Here is a 24,694-nt window from a genome sequence, read left to right as displayed (position 1 = left end):
TGTGAGAAAGTGGATGATCCTGTCGGCTGTGGCCAGCTTTTTAGTGATCGCCGCGACCGGCGCGTGGGGCTACAGCCAGGCCCGGGCCAGCCGCGACCTGGAGAACTTTTTAAACAATAAATACCAGAGAGCTTTCTATGACATGACTGGTCAGGTGCAGAACCTGGAAGTGCTTTTATCCAAAAGTATGGTTGCCACCGACCCGCGCCTCGACGCGTCACTGTTAATGGATATCCGGCAACAGGCCGCCTTTGCCCAGTCCAACCTTGGGCAATTGCCGCTGAACGACGCGCTGGCGGGCCGTACAGCCAAGTTTCTAACTCAGGTGGGTGATTATGCTGGCAGCTTAGCGGGGCAGATAAACAGGGGTGATAATGTCGACTCCAAAAACTGGGATACCTTGAACAGCCTGTACCAGCAGTCAATGGAGCTAAACAAGGAACTGCAGGGTGTGCAGTATAACGTTGCCCAAAACAACTTTTACTTTGGAGAACTTGTCCGGCAGATTAGAAAGAACCTGCAGCAGAACCCGGATAACCTGGCGGTAACTGATTTTCAAGCTATGGATAGAAGGATGCAGCAGTACCCGTCTCTGATTTATGACGGCCCCTTTTCAGAACACCTGGAGCGGACTGAACCCAGGTATTTGGACGGGTTGGCGGAGGTAAGCCCCGCTGAAGCGCCAAACAAGGCGTTGTCATACATAGACAGGCAGCCTGGTGTGGCATACAATGCCGCTGTAAAAGGCACGGCGCAGGGCCGCATCCCGGCTTACAGGGTCGAGGTTACCCCGGACGGAGACAGTACACGCGCAACGGTCCTGGATATCTCAAAAAAAGGTGGAAAATTGATCTGGGCTTTGAACTCCCGTCCGGTGGCAAATCAGACGGTTGACCTTGATACGGCGCGGCAAAAGGCTTTAACTTATCTAAAAAACCATGGTTTTGGTGAAATGCAGGCAACCTATTTTACCCGTCATGGTAATTCCGTTACTTATAATTTTGCGGCAGCCCAGAACAGCGTTGTTTTATACCCGGATTTGGTTAAAGTGACGGTAGCGCTGGACAACGGTGAGGTTACCGGCGCTGAAACCTCGGGCTACCTGATGTCACACCGCACACGCGACTTGCCTCAGGCCAAAATAACACCTGAGCGCGCCAGGGGAACGATTAACTCCCGCCTGCAGGTTACCGGCGGCGGAAAACTGGTATTGATACCCCTTGGGGCGGATGATGAAAAACTTGCTTATGAATTTCAGGGCAAACTTGGTGAGGATACTTACCTGGTCTATGTAAACGCTGTTGACGGCAGGGAAGAAAATGTGCTTAAACTGATTGACACTCCCGGCGGCGTTTTAACCATGTGATTTGGCTCACATCTCACTTCCCACGGCCCAATTGTGTTATAATCGCTTTATGATTACGCACATTCACTATATCAGCATTGTATCAGTCATTATTTTAGTTGTTTTTGCAGGTGTATACTCTACACGCTTTGTTCGCACCGCGGAGGATTTTTCTGTAGGCGGCAGGCAAATAGGGCCCTCCCTGGTGGGAGGCTTTCTGATTGGGGCCTTTATAGGAGGAACCTCAACCATAGGGACAGCCCAGTTGGCCTTTCAATATGGTATCAGCGCGATATGGTTTACCCTGGGCGGCGGTCTGGCTTGTTTTGTTCTGGGTTTATTTCTGGTAGAGCCGCTGAGGTCCCGCAAGGTGGACACTGTTGCCCAGTATCTGGCTGCTGCATATGGTGAATCGGTACGGCCATGGGTGGCTATTTATACATCCGCCGGGATGTTTATACAGGTTGCCGCCCAGGGGTTGTCGGCTGTGCCGGTTCTGACCAGCCTGTTCCCTGTCTCGCCGCAGCTCGCGGCAGTGTTTTTTACTCTGGCGCTGTTAATCTTTATTATGTTTGGAGGGGTTTGGGGGGCCAGCCTGATTGGCTTGATTAAACTTTTCTTGATCTACGCCGTCTTGTTTATTGCAGGATTAACCAGTTATCATCTATTGGGTGGTTTTCAGGGGGCCAGGCAGTCATTCCCTGACGGCGCCTGGTTTTCATTGTTTCCACAGGGTGTGGGAAAAGAGCTGGCCTCAGGCTTTTCTGTAATAGTGGGCTTTATTTCCACCCAGACCTATCTTCAGCCCGTTTTTTCAGCAAAAAACGCGCGGTCCGCAAGGCTGGGAGTCTTTTTAGCCGGGCTTTTAATACCCATTGCGGGACTGATAGCGACATTAATAGGTTTATACATGCGTACTGTGCGGCCTGAAATTGAGCCTGGGAGCGCCCTGCCGCTGTTTCTAGCCGGTCACCTTAATCCCTGGCTGAGCGGTGTAGCCTTTGGCACCCTGCTTATATCATTATTTATGACCGGCGCGGCACTTACCCTGGGTATTAGTACAGTACTCACCCATGATATTTATTGCCGGCTGCGGCCTCTTGCCGGTGACAGGAAAATATTGCTGTCATCCCGGGTGATGGTGGTTCTGGTAAGTATGTTCAGTCTCTTGTTTGTTCTTATCAACATAAAAACCCTGATCCTGAAGTGGGCGTTTTTATCAATGACCCTCCGCGGTGTAACAGTTTTTGCCCCCTTGGTTGCCGCAGTTTTTGCCGCGGGGAAAATACTCCCCGGGGCAGGATTAAGGGCTGTTATTATAGCACCGCTTATGGCCTTGCTGTGGGCTTTTATTTTCCCCCGGTCAGTAGATCCTCTCTATGTCGGTATGGGTCTTTCAGTGGCAATCATGCTCACCGGCAGCCATTTTGGACGTGGGAAGTGGGACGTGAGACGTGAGATTGAAGGATAGTCTTAAGGGTAAAACACTTTAAAGGAATAACCTAACAGTACGAAGGCATTGAACAGAAGAGATGTATCCATATTTTAGACCGGGATGGAATACCCGGAAGTCTCACGTCCCACTTCTCAATTCTCACGTCTAAATATTGCCTGTTGACTCCCCTGGTGGCGCGTGCTATAATAGCTTCAATTTTATTTGACAAGGCGATGAAGGGGAAGAATGTCGCTGATAATCACCAGCGAGCCGGGGTATGGTGTAAGCCCGGCGGAGGAAAGCGACCGGGCCGCCTCTGATGCCGCAGGCTGAAAACGAAAGTAAGCTGAGCCGGGTTGCCTCCGTTAACGGGTTAGAGAGGGCTGACAGGCAGTTATCTGTCTGCAGTCAACTAGGGTGGTACCGCGAGATAGACTCCCGTCCCTTTGTGAGGACGCGGGGTTTTTTATTTGCATTTTTGAAAGGAGAATGTCGGGTGAAGGAGATTCTTGAACTTCTTGAAAACGACGCCAGGTTAACCCCAAAAACAATAGCAGTCATGCTGAATAAGAAAGAAGAAGAAGTGGAGCAGGCCATTAAGGAACTTGAAGAAAGAAAAGTAATTGTAGGCTACCAGACCCTGGTTGACTGGGAGAAGGTAGGCGAGGAAAAGGTTTCAGCCATTATTGAAGTAAAAATTACGCCCCAGCGGGATATAGGATATGATGCCGTTGCCATGCGGATTTGCCGTTTCCCGGAAGTAAAAACTGTACGCCTGATGTCGGGGGCTTATGACCTGATCGTTGTAATAGAAGGCCAGACTATGCGGGAAGTGGCAACCTTTGTAACTCAAAAACTGGCCTCGATTGAACACGTGTTGAGCACAGCCACCCATTTTGTGCTCAAGAATTATAAGTATAACGGCATTATTATGGATGACGGTGAAGAGGACAGGAGGTTGATGGTGACCCCATGACAAAGCAATCTAACTGGCTTGACAGGATAAATCCAACAGTGCGGAGCATTCAGCCTTCAGGGATCAGGCGTTTTTTTGACCTGGTGGCTGAAATGAAGGGTGTTGTTTCATTAGGAGTTGGCGAACCTGATTTTGTAACTCCCTGGCATATCAGAGAAGCCTGTGTTTATTCTCTGGAAAAGGGTTATACCATGTACACTTCCAACCACGGCCTGCTTGAGCTAAGGGAAGAAATTGCCCGTGACCTGTCTTCCAGTTACAGGGTTTCCTATAACCCGCGGGAAGAGATTTTAATAACCGTGGGCGTGAGTGAAGCATTTGACCTGGCTATGCGCACGGTCCTGTGCCCGGGGGATGAGGTGCTGATCCCGGCGCCTTCTTATGTTTCCTACGCTCCTGTTACCCTGATGACCGGAGCTGTGCCTGTATATTTAAGCACTTCGATGGAAAGCGGTTTCCAGGTGAGCCCGGAAATGGTGGAAAAGGCCATTACCCCCCAAACCAAGGTTTTGCTCCTGTGCAACCCGAACAACCCCACCGGGTCAACCATTGACCGGAAAAGACTCCTGGAAATTGCCGAAATTGCCAGGGCTCATGATTTAATCGTTGTTTCCGATGAAATTTACGGCAGGCTCACCTATGTGGGCGAGCATACCTGTATTCCATCCCTGCCTGGTATGCGCGACCGCACCATCTTACTTAACGGTTTTTCCAAGTCACACGCCATGACCGGCTGGCGGATAGGATACGCCGCGGGGCATCCCGACTTTATTTCAGCCATGACCAAGATCCACCAGTATACCATGCTTTGCGCCCCCATTACCGCACAGGTTGCCGCGCTGGAAGCTTTGAAAAACGGGAAAAGCGGCATGCATAAAATGGTGGAGCACTATAACCACCGCCGCCGCCTGGTAATGCAAGCATTCCGGGAAATAGGCCTGCCCTGCAGCGAGCCCCGCGGCGCGTTTTACGCCTTTCCCGAAATCAGGAGCACAGGGCTTTCTTCGGAAGATTTTGCCCAGCAGCTGTTGAAAGAGGAAAAAGTGGCTGTTGTTCCCGGCAACGCCTTCGGCGAACAGGGAGAAGGGTTTATCCGCTGTTCTTACGCCGCTTCTGTGGATGATTTGACCGAGGCTTTCAGGCGTATGAACAGCTTTGTTAAGAGAAGGGTGAATAAAGGAAAGATTTTAACCTTTTCATTTGGTAAAAATGAGTCTAAAAAAGAAGGAATTTGTCAGACGGTATAGAACATATTGGGGTCTGATTATTCACAGGCAGCTTTTTTTTTGCAGTGAATAATTAAAAAAGTAGTTTGGGAGGACAGTAGAAAAGTGGCTTTATCAATTATTTTAACCCTGCTGCCAATTGCGCTCATAGTAGTGTTGATGACCTGGCGGCGGATGGCGGCCGATGTCAGCGGGACAGCCGGGTGGATCCTGGCCCTGGTTATCGCCGTTATTTTTTTTAACACTTCACTTGAGGTAGGTCTCCGGGCCAGCCTGGCGGGTATAATATCATCATTCCCGGTATCTCTGATGGTGCTGACCTCAATCTTGCAAATCACCTTTATGGAATCGACCGGCGCGATTAAAAGAATAGTGGTGTTTGTGAAAACCCTGGCCCCGGCTGATAAAGCAGTGCAGATCATGCTGTTGAACGTGGGGGCCGGTACTCTGCTGGTTTCTATCGGCGCCACTCCGGTGTCAATACTGCCGCCGATCCTGGCGGCATTAGGCTATTCGACATTTGTGGCCGTAGCCCTTCCCGCCATCGGGTTTGACGCCTTATGCACCTTTGCGCTGCTCGGCGCGCCGCTGGTTGCTTTTTCTGATTTAACCGGAACGCCCTTGATTGAATCAGCCCAGGTTTTTGCCAAGTTCTTGCCCATCATTTCCCCTTTAATCGGTTTTGGTATGCTTTGGATAGTGGGTAAATACAAACTGATGAGGGAGGGGTTTGTTCCCTGCTTGCTGGCCGGGCTCACCAACGGCGGTATGGCCGTTGCCATGAGCTACACACCCTTTTTAAAAAATGGTGTTGTATTAACCGGGGTGGTATCCGGTTTTGTCACTATTCTGGTGATGCTGCTTTACTTGAAGCTTCTGGGCCGGCCGGTTATTGACAGGACTATTTTAACGAAAGAAGACCTTTCTGTGGAAAAAGGCATGAGCCTGTCTAAAGCATTGTCTCCCTGGCTGATCCTGATTGCGGCGCTGTTTTTCATCAACTATTTCCCGCCCTTAAAAGACCTGCTGTTTACCAGGTATGCCATGCCTGTGTATGTAATACCGGGACAAAAAATCGTTACCAGGATGATCTGGAACGCCTATACCTGGGTTTTGATCAGCACCATAGTTGCCGCGCTGTGGCTCAGGCCGTCCGGCGACATGGTTAAATTTACGTTGGGCAAGTGGCTGAAGCGGGCGCTCAGGCCTACCTTTTCTGCCGCCATATTCTTTGCGATTGCCTTTGTGATGAACAACTCCGGCCTGCAAAACCTGGGCGGCGGCGTTTATAAGATCGTTGACCAAAATTCGAACATGATCTGGGTCCTGGCCCATGCGTCGGCGCTGGCGTTTGGCTCAGCCTACCCGTTCATCAGCAGTTTCCTGGGCCTCTTCGGCGGGTTTGTCACCGGCAGCGAGGCTTCAACCATCGCCATGTTTACCAAGTACCACATCCTGACCTCACAGATGCTCAAAGTCAACGCCCTGGTAGTAACCGCGGTAACCGCCATCGGCGGCGGCCTGGCCAGTGTCATTTCCCCCGCCAAACTGCAAAACGCGGCTGCCACTATTGACGCGCTTGGTATAGAAAGCGAAGTAATCAAGACAGCTTTCATCATATCTATCATCATGACCTTTGTGGCCGGCATCATAGCCGTGCTTTTCGCGCAAATTATATAAGCTGTCATTTGCCCCTTGTCCGGCCGGAGTATTTCTGCTAAACTTTTAACTGAAATTACTGTTAATTATGTTGTGATCGAACCGGTTCGGCCAAGTTCCAGCTTGCCGCACCGGGTTTTTATATTGAGAGATCGTATTTTTGCGGAGGTGATATTATTTGAAGGAGCTTCTTTCGGGCAATGAAGCCATTGCCAGAGGCGCTTTTGAATCCGGCGTGACAGTCGCCGCGGCATACCCGGGCACGCCCAGCACGGAGATATTAGAAAATTTTGCGCGCTACCCGGGTGTTTACGCGGAGTGGGCGCCTAACGAAAAAGTCGCCATGGAAGTTGGTATCGGTTCCTCACTGGCCGGCGCCCGTACACTGGTGGCCATGAAACATGTCGGAGTCAACGTGGCCGCAGACCCCCTGCTGACCTTTGCCTATACTGGTGTGAACGGGGGTTTTGTCCTGGTCTCAGCGGACGACCCCGGTATGCACAGCTCGCAGAATGAACAAGACAACCGGCACTACGCGAAATTTGCCAAGATACCGCTGCTGGAGCCGTGCGACAGCCAGGAGGCCAGGGACATGGTGGGCCTGGCCCTGGAAATAAGCGAGCAGTTCGACACGCCTGTTATGCTCAGGACCACTACCAGGGTGGCCCACTCGCAGAGTTTTGTTGAAACGGGAAACCCCAGGCCGGGCACTACCCGCGGCTACGTTAAAAACGCCCCAAAATACCTGATGGTGCCTGCTTTCGCCAAGATGCGCCGGGCCGCCCTGGAAGTAAGAATGGCGGGCCTCAGGGAGTATTCTGAGACAAGCCGGTTGAACTTTATTGAATGGCGTGACCGGGCAGTAGGTGTTATTACCAGCGGTATCAGCTACCAGTATGTGCGGGAGGCTTTGCCGGACGCTTCTGTTCTTAAGCTGGGGCTGACCAACCCGCTGCCGGAAGGCTTGATCAGGCAGTTCGCCGCCGGTGTGAACCGGCTGATTGTGGTTGAAGAGCTGGAACCCTTTATCGAAGATCAGGTCAAAGCCATGGGACTGGCGGTATCCGGCAAGGAACTTATCCCCAACTCCGGTGAACTTGATGCCGGGATGATCTCCGAAAAATTTGTTGAGGCGGGAATAAAGCCGGCTTTGCCGGATAGTATGGTAAAACCTGACCTGCAAGACGCGCCGGGAGTCCCCGGCAGACCGCCGGTATTGTGCCCGGGCTGTCCCCACAGGGGCATGTTTTACGTGCTTAAACGCCTCAAGCTGAACGTAACGGGCGACATCGGCTGCTATACATTAAGCGGGCTGCCGCCCCTGGAAGCGATGGACTGCTGTGTCTGTATGGGCGCCAGCATCGGCGCGGCACATGGTATGGGCAAAGCCGACCCCGCGCTGGCAGGCCGTACAGTGGCGGTGATCGGTGACTCCACCTTCCTTCACTCGGGCATCACCGGGCTGTTGAACATGGTCTATAATAAAGGCGCCGGCACCGTGATTATCCTGGACAACCGTACTACCGCTATGACCGGCCACCAGCAGCACCCCGGCACAGGATTGTCCTTAATGGGTGAGGTTGCTCCGGCTGTTGACTTAGAAACGCTGGTGAGGGCGCTGGGCGTTAAGCGGGTAAGAGTGGTTGACCCGTTAGACCTGGCTGAAACCAAAAAGGCTGTGCAGGAAGAGACTGAAGCCGGTGAGCCCTCAGTGATTATCGCACGCAGGCCCTGCGTCCTTTTATCTAAGGCAGTTGAGCCTGCTGTTGAGGCCCTGCCGGACAAATGTATAGGCTGCAAGGCATGTATCCGTCTCGGCTGCCCGGCCATCCTAATGAAAGAGAAAACAGCCAGGGTGCATCCGCTGGCCTGTACAGGCTGCGGCCTGTGCCCCCAGGTGTGCCCCGAGGCGGCTCTGGTGAAAGGGGGAAAGACAGGTGCTTAAGCCGGTTGATATTTTGATGGTTGGTGTCGGCGGCCAGGGGACTATACTGGCCAGCAGGATTCTGGCTGTGGCAGCTCAGGAAGCGGGCTATGACATAAAAGTATCTGAAATACACGGAATGGCCCAGCGTGGCGGCAGTGTGGTCACCCAGGTGCGTCTGGGCGAAAAAGTGTACGCCCCACTGATTCCCGCGGGAGGGGCGGATGTGCTGCTGGCATTTGAAAAACTGGAGGGGTTGCGACTCCTTGCCTCACTCAAGCCGGGCGGCACGATAATCATCAACGAGCAGGAAATCCCCCCGGTGCCTGTACTGACGGGAGCTGCTGAATATCCGCAGAACATACTTGAGTATATCCGTTCCAAAGCGCCCGGCATGATGTCGGTGGACGCCCACAGTATCGCCAAAGAATGCGGCAATGCCAAGGCCGCCAATGTGGTGCTCCTGGGTGTAATAGCCCGCAGCCTCCCGATAGGACGGGAGATATGGGAAAAAGCGCTCAGCCGGCGTGTACCGTCCAAGCTGCTGGAAGTGAACAAAGCCGCCTTTGCCGCCGGATATGACTATAAGCAATAAAAATAATTAATTAAAATGATTATACCGTTAGCTCAGTGAAAAGAAAAACAATTCTGAATTGGATCCTGGGTGGAAGAAAATGGATAAAAATACCGCATGCCGGTAAGGGGGTTAATTCATACATATGAGCGGGATAGTTGATGAGATCCGGGTGAATTTGTCAAAAGCTCTGGAGAGCTCGCTGCAGGCGGCACGCGCCGGCGGGTCTATCAAGGTCGAGCAGGTACCTGCTTTTTCTGTGGAAGTGCCGCGTGAAAAAGAACATGGTGATTTTGCCACCAATCTGGCCCTGCTGCTGGCGAAGCCCGCCAGGATGGCGCCGCGCAAGGCTGCGGAGATACTGGCTCAAAACTTTTCACTGCCCTGGGTGGAAAAAGTGGAAATTGCCGGCCCAGGTTTTATTAATTTTTACCTGAACCCGGGCTGGGTTTACCAGGCCTTGCCCCGGATTGTCGCCCAAGGCGGGGATTATGGCCGGGTGAACCTGGGAGAAGCTAAGAAAGTCCAGGTTGAGTTTGTCAGCGCCAATCCAACGGGACTTCTGCATATGGGCAACGCGCGCGGCGCGGCGCTGGGTGACAGCATCGCCGCCATTCTTGATTTTGCCGGTTATGATGTTACCCGTGAATTCTATATTAATGACGCCGGCAACCAGATCGAGAATTTCGGGCTTTCCCTGGAAGCCCGCTACCTGCAACTGCTGGGGCAGGATGTGCCGGTGCCGGAGGATGGATACCACGGGGAAGATATCCTGGCGTCCGCCATAGCCTTTAAGGAAAAACATGGTGACAACTATGCCGGCGCCCCGCCGGAGGAGCGCCGCCCCGCACTGGTGGCTTTTGCTTTGGAGGAGAAGCTGAAGGCCATTAAAAAATCCCTGGCCGATTTCGGTGTGCATTATGATGTCTGGTTCTCTGAGCAGTCTCTGTACGATGACGGCTCCATTGATAAAACCCTGGACTTTTTGAAAGAGCGCGGCTATATCTACGAGAGTGAAGGAGCCCAGTGGTTTAAAGCGACTAATTTTGGCGTAGAAAAAGACGAGGTGGTAGTGCGGTCGAACGGCATTCCCACTTACTTCGCTTCTGATATCGCCTACCACCGCAACAAGTACCAGAGAGGTTTTGAGTGGGTGATAGATATCTGGGGGGCTGACCACCACGGTCATGTGCCCCGGATGAAAGCCGCGGTGAAAGCCCTGGGTTTTGAACCTGCCTCTTTGGAAGTGGTGATCATGCAGTTGGTCCGGCTGTACAAGGGGGGCGAGATAGTACGTATGTCCAAACGCTCCGGCCAGTTTGTGACCCTGGAGGAGCTTGTCGCCGAGGTGGGCCGGGACGCGGCCCGCTACTTCTTTGTCATGCGCGGCTCAGACAGCCATCTGGATTTCGACCTGGACCTGGCCAAAGCGGAAACCAACGAGAACCCGGTGTATTACATCCAGTACGCCCACGCCCGCATCTGCAGTATTTTAAGGCAGTACGCGGAGCAGGGCGGACATATGCCGGATCCCTCCCAGGCGAATTTTAATTTACTAAAAGAAGAGTATGAACTGGCACTGGCCAGGAAACTCGCGGACTTTCCGGAAGAAGTGGCCTCCGCCGCTTCCGGCCTGGCGCCGCAGCGCATCGCCCGCTACCTGCATGAATTGGCTGGCCTGCTGCACAGTTTTTACAACAGCCACAGGGTGATTACCAGCGATCAGGCCCTTTCCGAGGCCCGATTGATACTGGTCGAAGCCACGAAAATTACCCTGAAAAATGCCCTCGGCCTGCTTGGCCTGACCGCGCCGGAGAGAATGTAAAAGAGGGAACGCATCAAATTTTTAAACGCTCTATTGACTCGTATACTTATAAAAAGATAGAATGGGAGAGGCAGTTTTAAAATGCCTGACTACCATATAATAACAGGAGGCTGACCATGGCCAAATTCGTTTTTGTTACCGGCGGGGTGGTCTCTTCGTTGGGTAAGGGGATAACAGCCGCCTCCCTGGGGCGCCTTTTAAAAAGCCGCGGCCTGAAGGTGGCTATCCAGAAGTTGGACCCTTATATCAACGTGGACCCGGGCACAATGAGCCCTTATCAGCATGGGGAAGTTTTCGTCACCGAAGATGGCGCCGAAACGGATCTGGACCTGGGACACTATGAGCGCTTTATTGACATAAATATCTCCCGCAGCTGCAATGTTACGACCGGTGGTATTTACAGCGCGGTAATCAATAAAGAACGCCGGGGTGATTTCCTCGGCGGCACGGTTCAAGTAATCCCTCATATCACCAACGAAATTAAGGAGCAGGTCCGCCGCGTGGCCACCGAATCCAACGCAGACGTGATCATCACCGAAATCGGAGGCACCGTGGGCGATATTGAATCGCTCCCGTTTCTGGAAGCGATTCGCCAGTTAAAAAGCGACCTGGGCAAGCGGAACACGGTGTACATTCACGTGACCCTGGTTCCTTACCTGCGCGCCGCCAATGAGCTTAAAACAAAACCTACCCAGCACAGCGTCAAGGAATTAAGGAGCATAGGCATCCAGCCCGATGTTATTGTTTGCCGGACAGAAAAACCCTTGACCAAAGATATGGAAGAAAAACTGGCTTTGTTCTGTGACATTGATAAGGAGGCGGTGATCCAGGCTGTAGACGCGCCGTCTATTTATGAAGTGCCTTTGATGCTTGAGGAAGAAGGTCTGGCCGATATAGTCCTGGAAAAGCTGGGTGTAACTACGGCTTTGCCCAACCTGACCGACTGGCGGGAAATGGTGGTCAGGCTGAAAAACCTGCGCTACCAGGCTACAATAGGGCTTGTGGGCAAATATGTGTCCCTGCACGACGCTTACCTGAGTGTGGCCGAGTCTTTGCGCCATGCCGGCTTTTACCACGGCAGCGCCATTGATATAAGGTGGATTAATTCGGAGGAAGTGTCGCGTGCCGATGCTGAGGAAATGCTGAGGGATGTCGACGGTATCCTGGTGCCGGGCGGTTTTGGAGACCGTGGTATTGAAGGAAAGATTGAGGCCATTCGTTTTGCCCGTGAAAACAATGTGCCATATTTGGGGCTTTGCCTTGGCATGCAGCTGGCGGTGGTGGAGTTCTCACGCAACGTAATTGGCTGGCTTGACGCCAACAGCACTGAGTTTAATCCCGCTACCAATTATCCGGTGATCGACCTGCTGCCGGAACAAAAAGACCTGGACCAAAAAGGCGGCACGATGCGGCTTGGCAAGTATCCCTGCAAGCTTCAGCCGGGCACCCTGGCCTATCACTGCTATGGTCAGGATACTATTGAAGAAAGACACCGGCACCGTTATGAACTGAATAACACTTACCGCGACGAACTCGCTCAAAAAGGCCTGGTGTTCAGCGGAACTTTGCCCAGCGGCTACCTGGTGGAGATTGTGGAGCTGCCGGGCCATCCCTGGTTTTTGGCCACCCAGTTTCACCCGGAATTCAAGTCCCGCCCGAACCGGCCTCACCCGTTGTTCAGGGAGTTTATCGGAGCTTCCCTGAAATATAAAGAGTCTAAACTAATAGATTTTTAGTCCGGGCAGCTTTGGATAAAACCAAAGCTTTTTTCTATTGGCAGGAGTAGTATTTTACAGTGTTTTAAGGGTAGAATCTGGTTATGACAGGACAATAACATGGTGGGGAGGATGGACAATTTATGAAAAAAGTTATTGCCGGGATTGTGTTGGGAGTGATTGCTCTTTCTCTGGTCATTGCCTTAGCCGTGAAACCGGGCAACAAGGCGTCTGCCGGCGCCGGAGCGAGAAGCGGAGAAGTAGGGGTTATTTACATAGAAGGAGCGATCACCAGTGACCGGAGTGGGAGCGGGCTTTGGGAATCCCAAGCAGGTTCCGGGGAAATTGCCTCCGCTTTAAGGGAAGCGGCCAGAGACCCGGCACTAAAGGCTGTGGTGATCAGGTTGAACAGCCCCGGCGGTACAGCGGCGGCAGCCCAGGAAATAGGCGCTGAACTGGAACGTCTCAGAAAATCAGGTAAGATAGTAGTTGCTTCCATGGGAGACACGGCAGCATCGGGGGCTTACTGGATAGCCGCCGGGGCGGACCAAATTGTGGCCAATCCCGGAACCCTGACCGGCAGTATCGGAGTAATCATGGAACGCCTGGATTTACAAGGCCTGTACGGGAAAATCGGCGCTGACACGGAAACATTTAAAAGCGGTCCTTACAAGGACATGGGATCTTCCACCAGGTCGTCAACTCCTGAGGAAAGGGCTATCTACCAGTCCATGATCGACGATATTTACAGCCAGTTTATTGATCACGTGGCGCAGGGCAGGCATAAAGACGCCGCTGAGATCAGGCCGCTGGCCGACGGCAGGGTCTTTACAGGCCGGCAGGCCAAGGAACTTGGTTTGGTTGACCAGCTTGGCGACTTTCACGACGCCGTTCTATTAGCCGGCAGCCTGGCTGGTATTCAGGGAGAACCGGCCATTGTGGAATTGGGACAAAAGAATATTTTCCGCGAATTATTCGCCGGCTCCGGCGGGCAAACTTTTTGGGGGGTGGCAGGGTCCCTCCTGTCAAGCCGGGGAGAAGACAGAAACACCATTAATCTAAAATGATCACCTGGAAGGAGGATAATGCTATGAATGAAGATCCTGGTACGGAAAAGACAGAAACTAATGATGACCAGGGCAGACAAGAGCCGGTAAGTTTAAATACAGACACTGCGGCAGAAAACAACAGCATTGCAGCTGACCCGCCAGGCGGCAGCCAAGAATCAACCCCGGGTTTTTTGGAGCTCTTTTATGGTGTGCTTTTTGAACCGGTTAAAACAATGAAAACAGTAGCTGGAGCGCCGCCGCTCGGCCTGGTGGCGATCGTAGTCACTATCCTTATCCTTCTGGGCACAACCATGGGATACCTCACTTTGTCAAGAGTTTTGGAGCAAAGCCTGCAGGCATCCGGCCTGGAACAACTTCTGCCGGTGTTGCGGGTAATGGCGCCCTTCTGGGTGATTTTATCACTTCTTATAGGTTATGTGAAATGGTTCGGCTACAGTGCGGTTTTGCACCTGATCGCCGACCTCCTGGGGGGCCGGGGCAGCGCCAGGGGCGTTTTTGCCGCAGTCGGCCTGGCCGGCTTGCCGTCGGCCGTATTAATACCCTTTCAGTTTTTAGGATACTGGTTCGGGATGGGGAACACAGCTGTAACCATATTATTGGGTCTGGCCGGGCTGGCGGTATGGATCTGGAGTATTATCCTGATGGTGATTGGTGTCGGGGCAGTGCACCGGCTGTCTGCAGGCCGTTCGGTTTTAACGGTGCTGACACCTTTTCTGGCGCTGGTCTTATTTGGAATTTTCCTGTTCATTGCACTGCTGGTAATAGCTGTTTCCTTGCCTTATAACGCTAATTTACCCGGTTACTTCTAAAAATCAGATTCATAATATTTATTCCGCCCCTGGAGGAAATTTGTAAATGCCGGAGAATGTTTATTGTTACTTTTCCTTTCTAGTAACGGAAGGAGTGAGAATGTGCCGGCAAAAGCTTACAGCCTTTTGATAGTTGACGATCAAGCGGGAGTGCGCCGCTTTTTAGCAGAGGTTTTCGGCGAAGAAGGCTACCATGTTGAAACAGCCTGCAGCGGAGCAGAAGCTGTTAATAAAGCAATCGCCAGCCGTCCTTCACTTGTGCTGCTGGACATTAAGATGCCCGGTATGAATGGGCTGGATACCCTGGAAGAACTCGGCAAAATAGTCCCCGGCGTGCCGGTGGTAATGATGACCGCCTATGGCGAGCTGGATATCGTAACCGAGGCCAAAAGAAGAGGGGTTAAACATTATATTAATAAGCCTTTTGACTTGAATGAGGTCCGCTGTCTGGTCAAGGAACTGCTCATAACTAGAGAGGAGCGGATCTTTACCAGGAAAGAGATCGGTTGATACTATTAAGTTGAAAAAAAGATGACGAAAATAAGCTAAAGTCAAAAATAACCTCCACGGCAGGTGACGAATTTATGGGTTTGGCGCTCTGGCTTAAGGAGGACTTTTTTAATTAATGGCGAAGGAGTAATAAAGCTTTTTGAAGCGGCGTGAATATTTCGCGGTGCTTTGGGGGGATTTAAGCAATGCTTATTACAACAAATGCTGTTATGGCCATGCGTTGTCCGGAATGCGGGAAAATGGAGTATCACGATTTTTCCCGGTTCGCTATCTGCAAAAGTAAAACGGTTAACATAAATTGTTCTTGCGGTACGGTCAAACTGATCGTCAATACCAAGAACAACTCTTCTTATTGGCTTCAGATCCCTTGCCTGGTTTGTGAAACCAAACATTTTATTGAAGTATCCGGCAAGTCGCTCTGGTCCGGGGAGATTATCAGGCTTTCCTGTCAGGATACCGAGTTGGAATTGGGTTATATCGGGCCGGAGTCGAAGGTCAGGCAAATAATATCGGACCAGGAACAGGAACTGGAAGCTCTGGTGGATGAGATTAATTGTGACGGTTATTTTCACAATTCAAATATTATGTATGAAGTGCTCAACTGTTTGCACGAAATTGCAGAACAGGGCGAGCTGTATTGTCAGTGCGGCAATTATAAGATTGAGGTCGAGCTGTTTCCGGACTGCCTGGAACTTCACTGTAAAGAATGTGACAGTATAAATATTATTTACGCTGAAACGGAGGAAGACCTGAACGTTATCAGACAGGTTGAAAGCATTGAACTTGCCCGGCACGGGTTTAAGTGTCTGGACAGCCTGGCTAACACGAGCAAGCTCAAGAAAGCCCGCCGCAAAAGAAGCAAAACATAATTTACCCCCCCTCCGGCCATACTGTGGTAAAATGGCCTAAAAATCCATTAATAATTTTTTGTTTTTTTCCATAAAGTGAATATGGCCGTTATTGTTTTGTGCTGACAATAAAAGTCAGCGTTTTACAACCCCCATAAGTGTTTTAAATGAGCCTATTTATGAAGGAGGTTATTTTAGTGCCATTAGTTGGTGTAACTGAACTGCTGCGAAAGGCCGAAGCCGGTGGTTACGCGGTGGGAGCTTTTAACTGCAACAATATGGAGATTGTGCAGGCTATTACCGCGGCTGCCGAAGCGGAAAATGCCCCGGTGATCATGCAGGCAAGCCAGGGCGCTATAAAATACGCCGGCATAGACTATATAACCACCATGGCCAGGTTAGCCGCGGAACAGACAAGTGTACCGGTGGCGCTTCATCTCGATCACGGCACCAGCTTTGAACAGGTGGTTCAGTGTGTGCGCTCCGGCTTTACCTCGGTGATGATTGACGGCTCGAAATTATCACTGGCTGAAAACATCAAGCTTACCAAAAGGGTGCTGGATGTGGCCAGGGCGGTCGGTGTTTCGGTGGAGGCTGAGCTGGGTAAAATAGGCGGTACTGAAGACGACATTACAGTCAGCGAGCGCGATGCGTTTTTTACCGACCCTGAAGAGGCCAAAATTTTTGTAAGTGAAACCGGAGTGGACTCTCTGGCCATCGCTATCGGCACGGCGCACGGCCAGTATAAAGGGACACCCAAGTTAGATTTGGAGCGCCTGGAGAAGATTAAGTCGCTTGTGGGCATACCTATTGTCCTGCACGGCTCATCCGGGGTGCCTGATGACGCCATCCGCGCAGCCATCGGCCTGGGTGTGCGCAAGGTCAATATTGACACCAATATCCGCGAAGCGTTTACTGAAGCCGCCCGCAAGGTCCTGGAAGCCAACCCCCGGGAAATCGATCCCCGCAAGATGCTGGGTCCCGCCAGAGAGGCGGCCATAAACATAATCAGGGAAAAAATCAGAGTATTCGGCAGCGACAACAAAGCGTAATGAGAAGTGGGAAATGGGACGTGAGAATTGGGAATGAAATTGTAGGTGCGAATTCATTCGCACTGTTTTCGGCGACAAGTTAACCGGGTAGAATAAATTTTTTAGTCCCGGATGGAATGCCCCGGAAACCCACGTCCCACGGCCCACATCCCACTACCAAAATAGGAGGTGTCTTAGAAAATGAAGCTTTTCATTGATACCGCCAATGTGGAGGAAATAAGGGAAGCATATGCTCTCGGTGTGATTTGCGGCGTTACCACCAACCCTTCCTTAATTGCCAGGGAGGGGCGGAATTTTGCCCAGGTGGTGCGTGAAATCGTATCCATAGTCGACGGCCCCATCAGCGCCGAGGCGGTAAGCACAGACGCGCCGGGCATGGTCTCCGAGGCTGTTGAACTGTCGGCAATCCATCCCAATATCGTGATCAAGATACCAATGACCGCGGAGGGTTTAAAAGCAACCAAGATTTTGGCCGGCAAAAAGATCCGCACTAATGTAACCCTGATCTTTTCAGCCAACCAGGCCTTGCTTGCGGCAAGGGCCGGCGCTGCCTATGTCAGCCCCTTTGTAGGCCGGCTGGACGATATCAGCCAGGACGGAATGGACCTGGTGTATGACATTATGGAAATATTTGACAGGCACCAGCTGCCTACTCAGGTAATAGCGGCCAGCATCCGCCACCCTGTCCACGTCACAGCCGCTGCCAGGGCAGGCGCGCATATTGCCACGGTCCCCTATAAGGTAATCATGCAGATGATCAAACACCCGCTCACTGACGCGGGCGTTAAGAAGTTTCTTGAGGACTGGGAAACAGTAAAAAATAAGTAACCGAGTTGTCTAATACAGGGAAATATCCTCGAATACGTGCGATAAAGATGTTTTGCCTTCAGACTGGAAATAATATAGAATAAACAGTATAAACGTCTCTTATCGGCTCAAATCTTTTGACCAGTAAAAGGAGTTATACCGTGTTTTTTCAAGGAGTGCTTTACTTTAAAAAGAAAATAGCCACGCCGGTTTTAGAAACGATCAGAAATTACTATAACAGAATGATGGAACTGCCCGACTCACCTAAAAAAATAGCAAAAGGGGTGGCGTTGGGTTTAGCTTTTGATTTTCTTCCCATTCCGATCATCAGCATTCCTCTTTCCTACCTCGTTGCCCGCCTCATCCGCTGCAACCCTGTGGCGGCGGTAGCGACGGTAGTTTTTTTTAAACTGGCCGTTCCTTTTTTCTATACTTTAAATTTAATGGTGGGGAAAGTCTTTTTAGGAGATATGCCGGGCCCGGACATGCCGTATCTTATAGATGCCGGACCTTCGATTGTCACCAACTTCATTAACAGCCTGGTGGAGCATGGATACCCGTTCCTGCTGGGCAGCGTGCTGAACGCCACATTGGTATTTGTGCTGGTGTATTTTCTGATCTTGTTTTTGATCAAATGCAGGCGTTGCGGGGGCGCATAAAACTGTCCTCCTTTGGTTATAAAATTGGTTAAAGTATATTTTTGTCTGGGGGGTTGCCTTTGAATTATGCCGACCTAGAAAACAAAACCATGGTCGAACTGTACAAGATCGCTAAAGAAATGGAATTGCCCGGTTATTATAAACTGCGTAAAAAAGAACTTATCTTTGAGATCCTAAAAGCTAAGACCGAAAAGACCGGGTATTTATATGCTAAAGGAGTTCTTGAAATCCTGCCCGACGGTTACGGGTTTTTAAGGCCCTTCCAGTACCTTCCAAGCAACGATGATATCTACGTTTCATCTTCCCAAATCAGGCGTTTTGATATGCGTACGGGCGATCTTGTTGCCGGCCAGGTGCGGCGCCCCAAGGATAGCGAAAGGTATTTCGCACTGCTCCGGGTAGAGCAGATTAACGCTATAGACCCGGATCGGGCAGCTGAAAGACTCCACTTCGATGGGCTAACCCCCCTTTATCCTCTGGAACGGATCACTATGGAAACCCAGCAAGACAAATTTTCGACCCGTATCATCGACCTTCTGGCCCCGATCGGTAAAGGACAGAGAGGGTTAATCGTATCCCCGCCCAAAGCAGGTAAAACTATTCTCCTGAAAGAAATCGCCAACAGTATCACCACGAACCACCCGGAAATCTATCTGATGGTTCTGCTGATCGACGAGCGGCCGGAGGAAGTTACCGATATAGAGCGTTCAGTAAATGGTGAGGTAGTCAGTTCAACCTTCGACGAACCGCCGGAAAACCATGTGAAGGTTGCGGACATGGTTCTGGAGCGGGCCAAACGCCTGGTGGAACACGGGTACGACGTGGTCATCCTTTTGGACAGTATCACCCGCCTGGCCAGAGCCCACAACCTTGTGGTCCCCCCCAGCGGGCGCACGCTGTCGGGCGGAGTGGACCCTTCAGCCCTGCATAAGCCCAAGCGGTTTTTTGGAGCGGCGCGCAACCTGGAAGAAGGCGGCAGCCTGACTATTTTGGCCACTGCCCTGATTGAAACAGGCAGCCGGATGGACGATGTTATTTTTGAAGAGTTCAAGGGAACCGGCAATATGGAGCTGATCCTGGACCGGCGGCTTGCCGAGAGAAGGCTTTTCCCTGCTATTGACGTGCTGCGCTCCGGAACACGCAAAGAAGAACTCCTTCTTACAAAAGAAGAGCTGGAAATGATCTGGCAGTTCCGCAAGGCCACTGTTGGAGCGGCGCCCTGGGAGGCCATGGAGATGCTGGTGGAGCAGATGAAAAGGACCAGGACCAACCGGGACCTGCTGCAGGCTTTCCAGCACCTGCGGCGCGCTGAAATTATCGCCAACGGGCGCACGGAAACCGGGCGCAAAGGTAATTACAGCGCCGGAACATAAATATGTTTGTCATTATGTATAAAAACTGCCTCTTCCGGCAAAACTATCAAGTGATTTGCCTGTGAAGAGGTGGTTTATTTAATGCGAATTTTACAAATAAAAGTAAAAAAAATTCAGACCTTGATAGCGGTTTTTTCTGCCGCGGTTGTCCTTTGTTCGGCTTGTCCCGCTTTCGCGCGGCTTGACGAACTGGTTGTGGACGGCGCTCCCTATATAGCGCCTCCTGTTGTTGCAGCAGTCGCGCCGCAGGTCCTTTATGAAGTCAAACCGGGTGACACCTTGTTGGAAATAGCCAGAAAGAATAATTTGTCCCTGGACACACTGGCTGCGGCGAACAGCCTGTCCGATCCGGATAAAATCTGTTCAGGCCAGCTGTTGAAAGTGCCGTCTGACTGTCTGGTGCACCGGGTGCAGCCAGGTGAGACCTTACTGGAAATCGCCGGGAAGTACAATGTTGAGGCAAATCAAATCGGCGCCCGGAACGGGCTGGCCAATTTAAACAGTATTGCTGCCGGACAAAAGATTTTGATTCCATGTAACTCGCGGAGCCAGGAAACCTCGGCTGTGTCCAGGGGGCAGGCGGCATGGCCCATGTCATGGCCGCTGGCGGGAGTGATAACATCTCCCTTTGGGCCGAGGGACGGCAAGCAGCACGAAGGGATAGACATAGCTGCGGAAGAGGGGACCCCGGTAAGGGCGACAGCAGCCGGACGGGTTGTATTCGCCGGCCCCAGGGGGACTTACGGTCTTGCCGTGATCATTGACCACGGTGACGGGACACGTACACTTTACGCCCACTGTTCCAAATTGCTGGTTGCCGAGGGCAGTTCTGTTGACACAAGTACTGTAATTGCCCTGTCCGGCAATACCGGTCGCTCGACGGGGCCGCACCTGCACCTGGAGGTGCTTAAAAACGGTGTGCCGCTTAACCCGTTAAATTACCTGGAAAAAGAAAGCTATTACGGATAATGAAAGCCGCCCGCGAGGCGGCTTTCATATTATTTCCTTAAATCCTTTGTCTTGCCCCGGGATATGCTTTATAATTGTTGCATGTGAAATCTTGAACGGGGGTTAAAGGATGTACCGCCTGGTTTTTGCAGGTGATGACGGGCAGCTGTATGACCACCACAGCCTGCGGGCTACCGGACGTACAGGGGACCGTTTTATCGAACTTAATGAAGATGATCTGGAAAAACTTCCGGCGGGGGCTTCCCTGGTCATGGTGCCCGGCGGCAGGCCTGTGGGGGTAAGCCGTGCCGGACGTTTTTCCCTGCTTGAGCGCAACCCGTGGCGGAAAGGGCGGGCCTGGGCGGTAGGAGCGCTGCTGCCCCAGGGTTACACCCGCACCCTGCTGCCTTCTTATCAGCGGGCTCAGGCAGAAAGGCCGGCGCCCCTGCTGGGTTACGCGGCTGTAGCCTGCAGGGATGGGGAAATGTTTGTCGCCGCCTGTAAGACGGACAATCCAGAACGCTGGGCCCCGGCCCATTACGATTCCAGCGGGCTGCCGGCACTCGTCACAGAAAAAGTAAAACAATACCCGGCCAACCGCATTCTGCGCCAGCTGGCCCACTGTGCCCTGGAGTACCACTGTTTCACCGCCCAGAATATTTTTTACGGCCGCTGGGAGGGGGGCATACCTGTTTCTCCGGCCTGTAATGCCGGCTGTCTGGGCTGTATTTCCAAACAGCCCGCGGAATGCTGTCCCTCACCGCAGGCACGGATAGAATACCAGCCGGAGCCTGGGGAGATTGCGGAAATTGCGGTCCCTCACCTCCGCAGCGGGGATGGTCCCATAGTCAGTTTCGGTCAGGGCTGCGAAGGAGAGCCCGCCCTGGCCGCCAAGACCATAGTAAAAGCTATAGAAATGATCAGGGGGAATACCGGCGGGGGCACTATCAATATGAACAGCAACGCGGGATTTACCGCCGGGGTGGCAGATATCTGCCGGGCCGGCCTGGACGCGCTCCGGGTTACCTTGATCGGCGCCGGGGAGGAAACATATAAAACCTACCACCGGCCTCATAATTTTGACCTTGCTGATGTCCGCAATTCAATCAAAATTGCAGTCAGCGGCGGCGTGTACACCTCATTGAACTTGCTTGTATGCCCCGGTCTCACGGACCGGGAGGAAGAGACGCGGGCATTACTGGAGTTGGTGCGCGACACTGGTGTGAACATGATCCAGCTGCGCAACCTCAATATCGACCCCGATTTTCTTTTTCAGCACTTGCCGCCTCAAAGCGGTGAAGTGTTGGGCATACCCGCCCTGATAGAAATGCTGCGGGAGGTTCCCGGGCTTACAGTCGGCAGTTTCAGCCGTCCGGTAAGGTAGAATTAAGATAAAACAAATTGACAGGATTTACAGGATTAAAAATGATTTACAAGATTAAAGGATAACACTATTAAAAAAACAAGTTAATGTCTTAAAGTATTGTAAATAAATTTATAATATAATTTTTAAATTTTTTATCCAGGGATCGTAATAATATAAAAGTGAAGTAATTTGGAAGTATACTATTACAGTTTAGTTTTTAAACCTGTTAATCCAATTTAATCCTGTTAATCCTGTTAATCCTGTCAATTTGTTTTTAAAGCCCAAAACAATCTTCTTGCGGTGCGGATGGCATTATGCTATAATTAGGAAGTGTGTTCCTTTGTATGAACGAAAAGAGGTGAAATCCGGTGAAAGAAAACATACACCCGAAATACGGGAAGGCCAAAGTGTCCTGCGTTTGTGGTGAGACGTTTGAGACCGGTTCAACTAAAAAAGAACTGCGTGTAGAAATATGTTCTAAATGCCACCCCTTTTACACCGGCTCGCAGCGGACAATCGAGACCGGCGGGAGGGCCGAACGCTTCCGCAAGAAATACGGCTTGACGAAATAAGGAAATGTAGCAGAGCGAGCGCTCTGCTATTTCTACTAAAGGGGGTTATGCGATGGGTTCCCCGTTTCAATATGGAGGTCAGGCTGTCATTGAAGGGGTAATGATGCGGGGCCCTGATTCACGGGCCATTGCCGTCCGCCGGCCGGATCAAAATATTGTAGTTGATGAAAAGAAAGTGGGTTCTCTTACCAAGCGGGTGCCGGTATTGAAATGGCCTATGGTGCGCGGCGTGGTGGTGCTGATAGAATCCCTGGTTTTAGGCATTGAGGCTTTGACCTATTCCGCCAACCAGGCTATGGGAGAAGAAGAGGAAGAGAAGCTGACTACCAAGGAAATAGTGCTTACAATCATATTTTCCCTGGGACTGGCTGTTTTTCTTTTCGCCATACTTCCTACGGCGGCTGCCCACCTGCTGATCAAAATAGCGCCCGGCAGCCTGGTCCAGAACCTCATTGAAGGTTTTTTCCGGGTAGCAGTCTTTCTGATCTATGTGGTGGCCATCGGCAGAATTGGTGACATCAAACGTGTTTTTCAGTACCATGGCGCGGAGCATAAAGTGATCAACGCCTACGAGGCCGGTGACCAATTGACTGTGGAGCGGGTGCAGCGTTATTCCACCCTTCATCCCAGGTGCGGCACCAGTTTTCTTTTAATAGTGATAATCTTGAGTATCCTGATCTTTTCACTGCTGGGGAAACAGGTATTATGGTGGAGGATCCTCTCCAGGGTTATCCTCCTGCCTGTTTTAGCAGGTATTTCGTATGAATTGGTTAAACTATCAGGTAAGTACGCTACCGCTCCCATCTGCCGTGTTTTGATAGCTCCGGGTTTGTGGCTGCAGAAACTTACCACCAACCCGCCTGACGACGGTCAGGTGGAGGTGGCTATCGCCGCCTTTGGGGCTGTGTTGAAGGAAGGTGCAGAATAGTGTTGGAAAGACTGGCCAGCCTGGAGGAAAGATATGAGGAACTGGGCAGCCTGATTGGGGACCCCGAAGTTATGGCCGATCTCAGCCGCTGGCAGCAATACGTCAAGGCTCACGCTGATTTAGCCGATGTTGTGGCTGTTTACCGTGACTTCAAGAAAGTCACGAAAGAGCTGCAGGAGGCCAAAACCCTTCTCAGTGAGGAGCCGGACGCTGAATTGCGCGAAATGGCCCAGGCTGAGCTTGATGACCTTACGGAAAAAAAGTCACGCCTGGAGCAGCGGCTTAAGATTCTGCTGCTGCCGAAGGATCCCAATGACGATAAAAACGTTATTTTAGAAATACGCGCCGGCACCGGCGGTGAGGAGGCCGCACTTTTTGCGGCGGACTTATTCCGCATGTACACACGTTATGCTGAGAGGCAGAACTGGAAAACAGAGGTGTTAAACGCGAACTATACTGATATCGGCGGCTTTAAAGAGTTAATCTGCCTGATCCAGGGCAAAGGCGCCTACAGCTATTTTAAGTTTGAGAGCGGTGTGCACAGGGTGCAGCGTATTCCCACCACTGAGTCCGGGGGGCGTATTCATACCTCCGCGGCTACTGTTGCGGTGCTGCCGGAAGCGGAAGATGTGGATATTGAGATCGACCCCAACGATTTAAGAATTGACGTGTTCTGCGCGTCAGGTCACGGCGGTCAGTCTGTTAACACCACCCAGTCCGCGGTGCGTATTACTCATATCCCCACCGGCATAGTAGTTTCCATGCAGGATGAGAAGTCGCAGCATAAAAACAAGGACAAGGCGTTGAAGGTTTTACGGGCTCGCCTGCTGGACCGGGCGCAGGAAGAACACCAGCAAAAAATGTCAAGCACCAGGAAATCGATGGTAGGGACAGGGGACCGCAGTGAACGGATCCGCACTTACAACTTTCCGCAAAACAGGGTTACCGATCACCGGGTCGGCTTGACGCTGCACCGCCTGGACGGGGTTCTCGAAGGCGACCTGGATGAAATTATTGAGACGCTTATAACCACCGACCAGGCCGAGCGTTTAAAGCAGCTGGATTAAAGGATG

The 24,694-nt window shown here is 51.7% G+C and carries 22 protein-coding genes; all 22 read left to right on the top strand.

Translation table 11 applies throughout. From position 1 onward, the window contains the following. Window position 1 precedes the first annotated feature (1 nt). The 22 genes from ypeB (at window position 2) to prfA (ending at window position 24,688) form a co-directional block, all read left to right on the top strand. On the top strand, window positions 2-1,366 hold the full coding sequence (ypeB, locus tag Pmgp_RS00340) for a germination protein YpeB (protein WP_192902698.1): 1,365 nt from the start codon (window positions 2-4) through the stop codon (window positions 1,364-1,366). Window positions 1,367-1,415: 49 nt separating this feature from the next. Then, complete coding sequence (locus Pmgp_RS00335) at window positions 1,416-2,816, top strand: sodium:solute symporter family protein (RefSeq protein WP_134211979.1); 1,401 nt, start codon at window positions 1,416-1,418, stop codon at window positions 2,814-2,816. A 460-nt stretch (window positions 2,817-3,276) separates the two neighbouring features. Beyond that, on the top strand, window positions 3,277-3,756 hold the full coding sequence (locus Pmgp_RS00330; RefSeq protein ID WP_134211978.1) for an Lrp/AsnC family transcriptional regulator: 480 nt from the start codon (window positions 3,277-3,279) through the stop codon (window positions 3,754-3,756). Further along, complete coding sequence (locus Pmgp_RS00325; RefSeq protein WP_134211977.1) at window positions 3,753-5,003, top strand: aminotransferase class I/II-fold pyridoxal phosphate-dependent enzyme; 1,251 nt, start codon at window positions 3,753-3,755, stop codon at window positions 5,001-5,003. Before Pmgp_RS00330 ends, Pmgp_RS00325 begins: the two co-directional genes overlap by 4 nt. An 84-nt stretch (window positions 5,004-5,087) precedes the next feature. Next, on the top strand, window positions 5,088-6,662 hold the full coding sequence (locus Pmgp_RS00320) for an L-lactate permease (RefSeq protein ID WP_134211976.1): 1,575 nt from the start codon (window positions 5,088-5,090) through the stop codon (window positions 6,660-6,662). A 157-nt stretch (window positions 6,663-6,819) separates the two neighbouring features. Next, entirely contained in the window at window positions 6,820-8,586 is a 1,767-nt protein-coding gene (gene iorA / locus Pmgp_RS00315; protein ID WP_134211975.1) for an indolepyruvate ferredoxin oxidoreductase subunit alpha, read from the top strand. Then, a complete protein-coding gene (locus Pmgp_RS00310) occupies window positions 8,579-9,160 on the top strand; it encodes an indolepyruvate oxidoreductase subunit beta (protein WP_134211974.1) in 582 nt (193 codons plus the stop codon). The genes iorA and Pmgp_RS00310 overlap by 8 nt, the downstream gene beginning before the upstream one ends. A 124-nt stretch (window positions 9,161-9,284) precedes the next feature. Then, a complete protein-coding gene (gene argS, locus Pmgp_RS00305; RefSeq protein ID WP_134211973.1) occupies window positions 9,285-10,964 on the top strand; it encodes an arginine--tRNA ligase in 1,680 nt (559 codons plus the stop codon). A gap of 116 nt (window positions 10,965-11,080) precedes the next feature. After that, window positions 11,081-12,700, top strand: a complete 1,620-nt coding sequence (gene pyrG / locus Pmgp_RS00300; RefSeq protein ID WP_134211972.1) for a CTP synthase — start codon at window positions 11,081-11,083, stop codon at window positions 12,698-12,700. 122 nt (window positions 12,701-12,822) lie between these two features. Beyond that, window positions 12,823-13,746, top strand: a complete 924-nt coding sequence (gene sppA / locus Pmgp_RS00295; protein WP_134211971.1) for a signal peptide peptidase SppA — start codon at window positions 12,823-12,825, stop codon at window positions 13,744-13,746. Between the two features lie 23 nt (window positions 13,747-13,769). After that, window positions 13,770-14,558, top strand: a complete 789-nt coding sequence (locus Pmgp_RS00290) for a Yip1 family protein (protein ID WP_192902696.1) — start codon at window positions 13,770-13,772, stop codon at window positions 14,556-14,558. 102 nt (window positions 14,559-14,660) lie between these two features. Then, complete coding sequence (locus tag Pmgp_RS00285; RefSeq protein ID WP_134211969.1) at window positions 14,661-15,068, top strand: response regulator; 408 nt, start codon at window positions 14,661-14,663, stop codon at window positions 15,066-15,068. A 185-nt stretch (window positions 15,069-15,253) separates the two neighbouring features. Further along, window positions 15,254-15,937, top strand: a complete 684-nt coding sequence (locus tag Pmgp_RS00280) for a hypothetical protein (RefSeq protein WP_134211968.1) — start codon at window positions 15,254-15,256, stop codon at window positions 15,935-15,937. A 176-nt stretch (window positions 15,938-16,113) separates the two neighbouring features. Beyond that, entirely contained in the window at window positions 16,114-16,968 is an 855-nt protein-coding gene (locus Pmgp_RS00275; protein WP_134211967.1) for a class II fructose-1,6-bisphosphate aldolase, read from the top strand. Between the two features lie 180 nt (window positions 16,969-17,148). Further along, complete coding sequence (gene fsa / locus Pmgp_RS00270) at window positions 17,149-17,796, top strand: fructose-6-phosphate aldolase (protein WP_134211966.1); 648 nt, start codon at window positions 17,149-17,151, stop codon at window positions 17,794-17,796. A gap of 140 nt (window positions 17,797-17,936) precedes the next feature. Next, window positions 17,937-18,434, top strand: a complete 498-nt coding sequence (locus Pmgp_RS00265) for a DUF2062 domain-containing protein (RefSeq protein WP_243119662.1) — start codon at window positions 17,937-17,939, stop codon at window positions 18,432-18,434. A gap of 59 nt (window positions 18,435-18,493) precedes the next feature. Further along, window positions 18,494-19,807 carry a transcription termination factor Rho gene (gene rho, locus Pmgp_RS00260; protein ID WP_134211965.1) on the top strand — a complete coding sequence of 438 codons (1,314 nt, stop codon included), beginning with the start codon at window positions 18,494-18,496 and terminating at the stop codon, window positions 19,805-19,807. 81 nt (window positions 19,808-19,888) lie between these two features. After that, on the top strand, window positions 19,889-20,776 hold the full coding sequence (locus tag Pmgp_RS00255; protein ID WP_134211964.1) for a M23 family metallopeptidase: 888 nt from the start codon (window positions 19,889-19,891) through the stop codon (window positions 20,774-20,776). 109 nt (window positions 20,777-20,885) lie between these two features. Next, the gene (locus Pmgp_RS00250) at window positions 20,886-22,139 is read left to right on the top strand and encodes a radical SAM family protein (protein ID WP_134211963.1); all 1,254 of its coding nucleotides are present in this window, start codon (window positions 20,886-20,888) and stop codon (window positions 22,137-22,139) included. A 350-nt stretch (window positions 22,140-22,489) separates the two neighbouring features. Beyond that, window positions 22,490-22,693 carry a 50S ribosomal protein L31 gene (gene rpmE / locus Pmgp_RS00245; RefSeq protein WP_134211962.1) on the top strand — a complete coding sequence of 68 codons (204 nt, stop codon included), beginning with the start codon at window positions 22,490-22,492 and terminating at the stop codon, window positions 22,691-22,693. 52 nt (window positions 22,694-22,745) lie between these two features. After that, window positions 22,746-23,621, top strand: a complete 876-nt coding sequence (locus tag Pmgp_RS00240) for a DUF1385 domain-containing protein (protein WP_134211961.1) — start codon at window positions 22,746-22,748, stop codon at window positions 23,619-23,621. Further along, window positions 23,621-24,688 (top strand): peptide chain release factor 1, encoded by a 1,068-nt coding sequence (gene prfA / locus Pmgp_RS00235; RefSeq protein WP_134211960.1) that lies wholly within the window; start codon window positions 23,621-23,623, stop codon window positions 24,686-24,688. Before Pmgp_RS00240 ends, prfA begins: the two co-directional genes overlap by 1 nt. Window positions 24,689-24,694: the final 6 nt, after the last annotated feature.

The sequence above is a fragment of the Pelotomaculum propionicicum genome (assembly GCF_004369225.1).
GTDB lineage: Bacteria > Bacillota > Desulfotomaculia > Desulfotomaculales > Pelotomaculaceae > Pelotomaculum_B > Pelotomaculum_B propionicicum.
This window is presented reverse-complemented; position numbering and strand designations above follow the sequence as displayed.